At 30.6% G+C, this 5477-nt stretch carries 6 protein-coding genes; 1 reads left to right on the top strand and 5 read right to left on the bottom strand.

The window, feature by feature from the left end; all coding sequences use genetic code 11:
* Positions 1 to 41: 41 nt before the first annotated feature.
* The gene (locus tag HHO41_RS21690; protein WP_282434298.1) at positions 42 to 1439 is read left to right on the top strand and encodes an SEFIR domain-containing protein; all 1398 of its coding nucleotides are present in this window, start codon (positions 42 to 44) and stop codon (positions 1437 to 1439) included.
* Between the two features lie 491 nt (positions 1440 to 1930).
* Here HHO41_RS21690 and HHO41_RS21685 read toward each other — a convergent pair whose 3' ends face one another.
* The 5 genes from HHO41_RS21685 to HHO41_RS21670 form a co-directional block, all read right to left on the bottom strand.
* Positions 1931 to 2800 (bottom strand): exonuclease/endonuclease/phosphatase family protein, encoded by an 870-nt coding sequence (locus HHO41_RS21685; RefSeq protein ID WP_169102613.1) that lies wholly within the window; start codon positions 2798 to 2800, stop codon positions 1931 to 1933.
* Positions 2801 to 3210: 410 nt separating this feature from the next.
* Positions 3211 to 3660 carry a CDI toxin immunity protein gene (locus tag HHO41_RS21680; protein ID WP_169102611.1) on the bottom strand — a complete coding sequence of 150 codons (450 nt, stop codon included), beginning with the start codon at positions 3658 to 3660 and terminating at the stop codon, positions 3211 to 3213.
* Between the two features lie 48 nt (positions 3661 to 3708).
* Positions 3709 to 4116: a hypothetical protein gene (locus HHO41_RS21675; RefSeq protein ID WP_169102609.1), complete on the bottom strand. Its 408-nt coding sequence runs from the start codon at positions 4114 to 4116 to the stop codon at positions 3709 to 3711.
* Between the two features lie 158 nt (positions 4117 to 4274).
* Positions 4275 to 4793, bottom strand: coding sequence for a general stress protein (locus HHO41_RS22510; protein WP_348981347.1), 519 nt, complete (start codon positions 4791 to 4793; stop codon positions 4275 to 4277).
* 181 nt (positions 4794 to 4974) lie between these two features.
* Complete coding sequence (locus HHO41_RS21670; RefSeq protein ID WP_169102607.1) at positions 4975 to 5244, bottom strand: hypothetical protein; 270 nt, start codon at positions 5242 to 5244, stop codon at positions 4975 to 4977.
* Between the last annotated feature and the right edge of the window lie 233 nt (positions 5245 to 5477).

Below are 5477 nucleotides of genomic sequence, written 5' to 3'. Positions count from 1 at the left end.
CCTCTGTAAAATCACCAGATGGAATTTAATGTAAATTATAGCTGCAAGCCTATGTAAATTTCGCTGCATTTTTCTGCACTTTCTGCTTGCAAAAAACAGTTGATAATCGAGTTGAAGTAAAATTGGATAAATGGGACTTACAGCCAGGACATGATTTATATAGCTTTATGGAGAGCATGGTTCATTCAGACGAGATTGATAAAGTTTTAATTATTTGCGATAAAGGATATTATGAGAAAGCAGAGGCTCGACAAGGTGGGGTTGGAACAGAAACGCAAATCATCTCTCCTGAAGTGTATTCAGACGTTAAACAGGAAAAGTTTATTCCAATAGTTTCGGAAAGAGATGAGAACTCAAAGCCTTACATACCAACCTATATTAAGTCCCGTATGTATATTGACCTTTCCTCCGATGAAAAATTTGAAAGTGAATATGAGCGATTATTAAGGCATCTATACAAACGTCCGGAATACAGGAAGCCAGCCTTAGGACAAGCTCCTTCATGGTTATTTGATGATGCACCAGTCCACTTTAAAACTGCAAATATTAATAAACAGATTCGAGATGCTATAACGAGAAAGCCTTCAAGGGTGACTTCTTTAGCCAAGGAGTTCATATATTGTTATTTTGATAACTTGGATCAATTCCAAATTGAAAATATGGAAAATCCTTTTGACCAACAAATCATGGATAAGATTACTGATATGCTCCCTCTTCGGGATGATTATGTTGAGTTTTTGGAACTTCTTTGTTCCGTTGAGAAAGAAATGGATATTAGCCCAATTATTGGTTTCTTCGAGGATGTTTATAGGTTCACTCAGCCCCCTAAAAATGTTTCAAGTTACCGGGAAACACAATATGATCATTATAAATTCCTAATCCACGAGCTTTATATATATACAGTTGCAGTTATGATAGAAAATAATCAGTTTGACGCTCTTGGGGAATTGTTGAAATCGGAGTTTTTTATTAAAGATCGGTTTAATAGAACAGAACATAGTAATTATCAAATTTTTTATGCAAGGCACAGTGTATTAGATGAGATTAGAAAAAATCGGCTAGAATCAAGATTATTTAGTATTGCCGCAGACACTATGACTAAGAGAGCAAACCTTAGAAAATATCCACTAGAACAAATTGTAAATGCAGATTTAATTTTGCATTATATTTCGGTACTGGATAAACACTCTTGGGCATGGTTTCCTATACTGTATGTTTATGGTGAAGAAATGGGGAAAATTGAATTATTCCAAAGAATAAAATCTAAACGTCATTTCGAAAAGGTAAAAGGTCTATTTATGGTAAATACTCCAGAAGAACTCAAATCATTAATAATGTCCTTTGAACAGCCTGATAACTATCGTTACCAAGGAAGCTTTAGAGCTGTACCTTCACTGGCACATCATATCAAGCCTGAAGAGATTTGTACCCTTTTATAAGAAAAATAAACTTCAATTTAGGTTGGTTGTAAATATGAAGCTTAGCTAGTTAGTGATAGCCAAGCTTCAATATTATTCCTTTGTTAAAGTACATTCTTTATAAATTATCTTCTTCAACAAAAATTGCTGGTTCGTTACTATATGTGTAAGATTTCACAATTTCTTCTAAACTTTAACCTAGATATTTAGTATTCAATTATCTCGCCCATAACAAAAATAAGCGCATTTCTTGTTTGAGAAATGCGCCCTTTAATTGAATAAGGATTTTAGATAGTGCTAAGAAATATCATTTCATTTGTCATTAATACTAAGTACTTATTTACAAATTTGATACCGCTTAAGTTTAATAAAATTTCCCTTCATTTCTCACCTCTAGTTTATTTTAAAATTTAATACTTAATAATTAGTGAACTTGTTTTTAAATTTCTATTAAAAAGTTTTATCCTCATTAATTTAAATTGGAATTTGTTAATGCAATAAATCTGTCATTTTTATAATTTCATCTCTGCAAATAAAATATTATGGTCAGGATATCCACTTGGAATTTTAATTCCTTTCTTGTTAGAATCATTTATTTTCTCGTAATAATGCCCTTGATAATAAATATTATAGAAAATATCTTGACCAAGTATTTTTTCATCAATAAAATCATCTTTATAACTACATGTTATTTCTATATTTTCACTTCCAATGATATGGTCCTCTTTTAGGTATCCCATATGTGAAAAACCATTTTCTGGAGTATGAATATCCAGGTTTATATCTTTAAATCCGTCCTTTATTACATCATAATTATATGGTTCTTGCAAATATCCTTTATAATCATCTCTAATGTAAGCATTATTAAAGTCTCCAATAACTACAATATTATTTTTACCTAAACTAGACAAATGTGTTTTTAACAACATAAACTGATTTGCTCTAGACTCAAAGTCTTCTTTTTTTCCATTACCAACACAAATTCGTGTTCCAATAATCATTAATTCTTTATCCTTATATTTCAGATTAACCTGCAGAAAATGAGGTGCTTTTCCTTTATCGTTAATAGGAATATTATTTATTACTTTAGTGACTCCTATATCTTTTTTTACCGCAATAAGAATCCCTTTATCATTTTCATCACAATTTACGAAAACATTATACTGCGCTAAATTCGAAATGAATTCTTTCCAATTATCGCACTTCAGAAACTCTGTCAAAATTATAATATCAACGTTTTTCTCATTTAGTACACAACTTACAAAATTAGGAATTACCAAATCTTTTGCATCAACTGGTTTCATATTAAAATTTTTAGAATCTCTATTACATTTTTTAGTTCTCAAATTTATATTCCATTCTAAGATTGTTAATTGTTCCACTAATATTCCCCCTTCAAATTTGTCTATTATCTCTTTCTATCCAAAATTATCTATGTAATATACTTTTTCATCATAAACATAATCGGAAGTTCAAGTTCCTTCACAAATTACTATTTGTCTATTATTCAGATTTGTTCCTAATTTTATTATTACATATTTTGAAATACTCCGTTATTTATGACACGGTATTTCCACCTATAAAAATAACCTTAGACAAGTCATATCATTACATAATGACTAATAAACCTCATTTACTTATGATACGTTTCACCGCTATTAATGCGAAATTACTTCCTCAACAATCTGGCCCTAAAAAGGAAAAAAGCGCTGTTCCTTGCTTCTTCAGAAAGCGCCCGATTACTGAAGATCGTTATTGAAGTAAAAACATTTGTTTGTTTAATAAGGATTTATTATAAATACCCTAATGTAATTTCACCTTCATGGTAAACTTCAATTACATATTTCCGCGGAACGTACAGAAATGTATCTGGACTTACAGCTACTAAATCTTCAAATGCTCCCATAATATTGTCAAACTTAGTTTTTAATACTGGGAAGTTCCCATAACTCCAATACACTTCAATATCTTCTTGGTAAAATAAATCCGATACTTCTTTTAAGTCGTGTATGGCTTTATATTTATTGATTTTGCTCCAATCAATTCTTGACCATTGTGTAAAAGTTATATGTTGTTGAAATAAATCATACAATTCTTTGCTCTTTGCGTTTGAATAAACAGTTACATTCTCTCCCAGAGCCTCAACACATTCCTCAAATAAAACCCCATATTTAGGTTTTGGGGTTTCCTTTCTACGTTCCAACAATAGTTTTAATCTTTTCTTTCTCTCATCGCTTTCCATATCGTGAACACCCCAATTATTTAGTAAAGGCCCTTCAATAAAAAAATTCTATTTATAATACCTTTCAATATTTATTAAATCATTAGATGGGGTAAGAAACTCTTTTTCCTCTATGGAAAAATCAGATTTTTGCCGATTTATTTCTGCGTATTGAACTACCTTATTATCGTTAAGGAAAACCAATAGGTAGATATCATCTCTCATATCAATATTGCTTGGATCTTTAAAATCCACCCCTAATTGTTCATTTATACCTTCTTGCGTAGTATAAGGTAAAAAGAGTATTGCTTTATCCCAATTAAAATTAGCCAAAGATTTTATACTTACCTCTCTATTATTTTTGTCTTTTACAATCGAATATATAGATTCCTCTAATTCTGTATTATGTTGAACACTACTTTGATTACACCCCACTAAAAATAGTAAAGAAATGATGAAAATTGTTAATGGTTTCATCTTACACCCCTCCTCAATCAGATATTACCACATTTAACCAAATTATCATTTATCGATGTAAATAAAAAAAGGACTGCTCTTAAATTAACAGTCCATGTTACTTTATTTTCGCGCCCGTTTGTTTAAGCGGAAGATGGTTATCATATATATTTTTATATTTATGAATTTCGTTTAAAATCTTTGCTTATGCATGCTGGCTTTAACTTTTTATTTTTGAGTAAATATTTAATATCAGAGATATTATCATATGAAAGTTGAACAAAAAAGTAGTTAACATACTCCAAAACTGCAAAAATATAAACAAAGCCTGCAATTGATAATCCAGCTACAGGTAATGAGGGATACCATTTAACAAAATCAAAAACGAACACAATGATTGAGACAATAATTAGGATCATATTCAATTTTTTAAAACGCTGTAATTGTCGAACTGTCCGAATAAGAGTTATTGACGTATTTTCACTTCTTAATCGCTTCAATTTTGTATACCAATAAATCGTTCCTTGTAGTAGGAGAAATTCTAAGAAAAGAAATGATACCCAAAAAGAATATAGTGAGTATAATTGGAGGCTAGGGTATGCACGATTAAGTAGATAACTAACGAAAACAAAAAGAATTAATGAAGATAATTCTCCCGAATATAAGTATGTAAATCTTTTTTCTATCTTTTTCCTCACCTTTATCACTCTACCCCATACGTATTTATTTTCACACCACTAACAACTTTTGATGCGGATAGTACATTGCTGGATTCGCGCCCTTTAACAGAAAACTTGAATTCAAGATAATATTAATATCTGATTTTTCATATGCTACAGCTACAGAATGTGCTAATCTACTAGGCTTACGCTCATAAGTTTAGCTCTTCTTTTTCTTTAATCCCCAATAAATGACCAGAGCCAATGGAATAATGAGAGGAATAATGATAAATAATGAAAAAATCCAAGTAGTACTTAATAAAAATACTATGTCGTTACAGCCTTGTGTTCCACATACGGTTTTTCTTAATCCATTTTCATTAATGGATGAAAAATAATCAATTAGCCGTATTCCTAAAAGCAAAAACCATACGACCACAACCACAATTGAAATTAAAATAACTTTTAACTTCGAACCCCCTTGCGCCATTTACAATCCCCCTGTTCGCGTTAACTCTCTTATCAAACATTTTTCTATCTAACAAGTAAACTCCATTCAATAACAATTATTTCAAAGAGGAAAAATATTTACAATATTTTCCTAAAAGTTTTTGGTCAGTATACAATCGAGTAGAGGGAAAATAAGATTATTATTTTCGCCCCTCTCACACCACCGTACGTACGGTTCCGTATACGGCGGTTCAATTTATATTACAGTGTGTA

The sequence above is a fragment of the Bacillus sp. DNRA2 genome, from assembly GCF_012843265.1.
GTDB lineage: Bacteria > Bacillota > Bacilli > Bacillales > Cytobacillaceae > Bacillus_BU.
Note: the sequence above shows the minus strand (reverse complement) of the source record. Positions and strands in the feature narration are given on the sequence as shown.

Excerpts from the sequence above, each read along its gene's own strand:
- HHO41_RS21670 (WP_169102607.1), bottom strand. The coding sequence starts at position 5,244 with ATGGCGCAAGGGGGTTCGAAGTTAAAAGTTATTTTAATTTCAATTGTG.
- HHO41_RS21675 (WP_169102609.1), bottom strand. The coding sequence starts at position 4,116 with ATGAAACCATTAACAATTTTCATCATTTCTTTACTATTTTTAGTGGGG.
- HHO41_RS21680 (WP_169102611.1), bottom strand. The coding sequence starts at position 3,660 with ATGGAAAGCGATGAGAGAAAGAAAAGATTAAAACTATTGTTGGAACGT.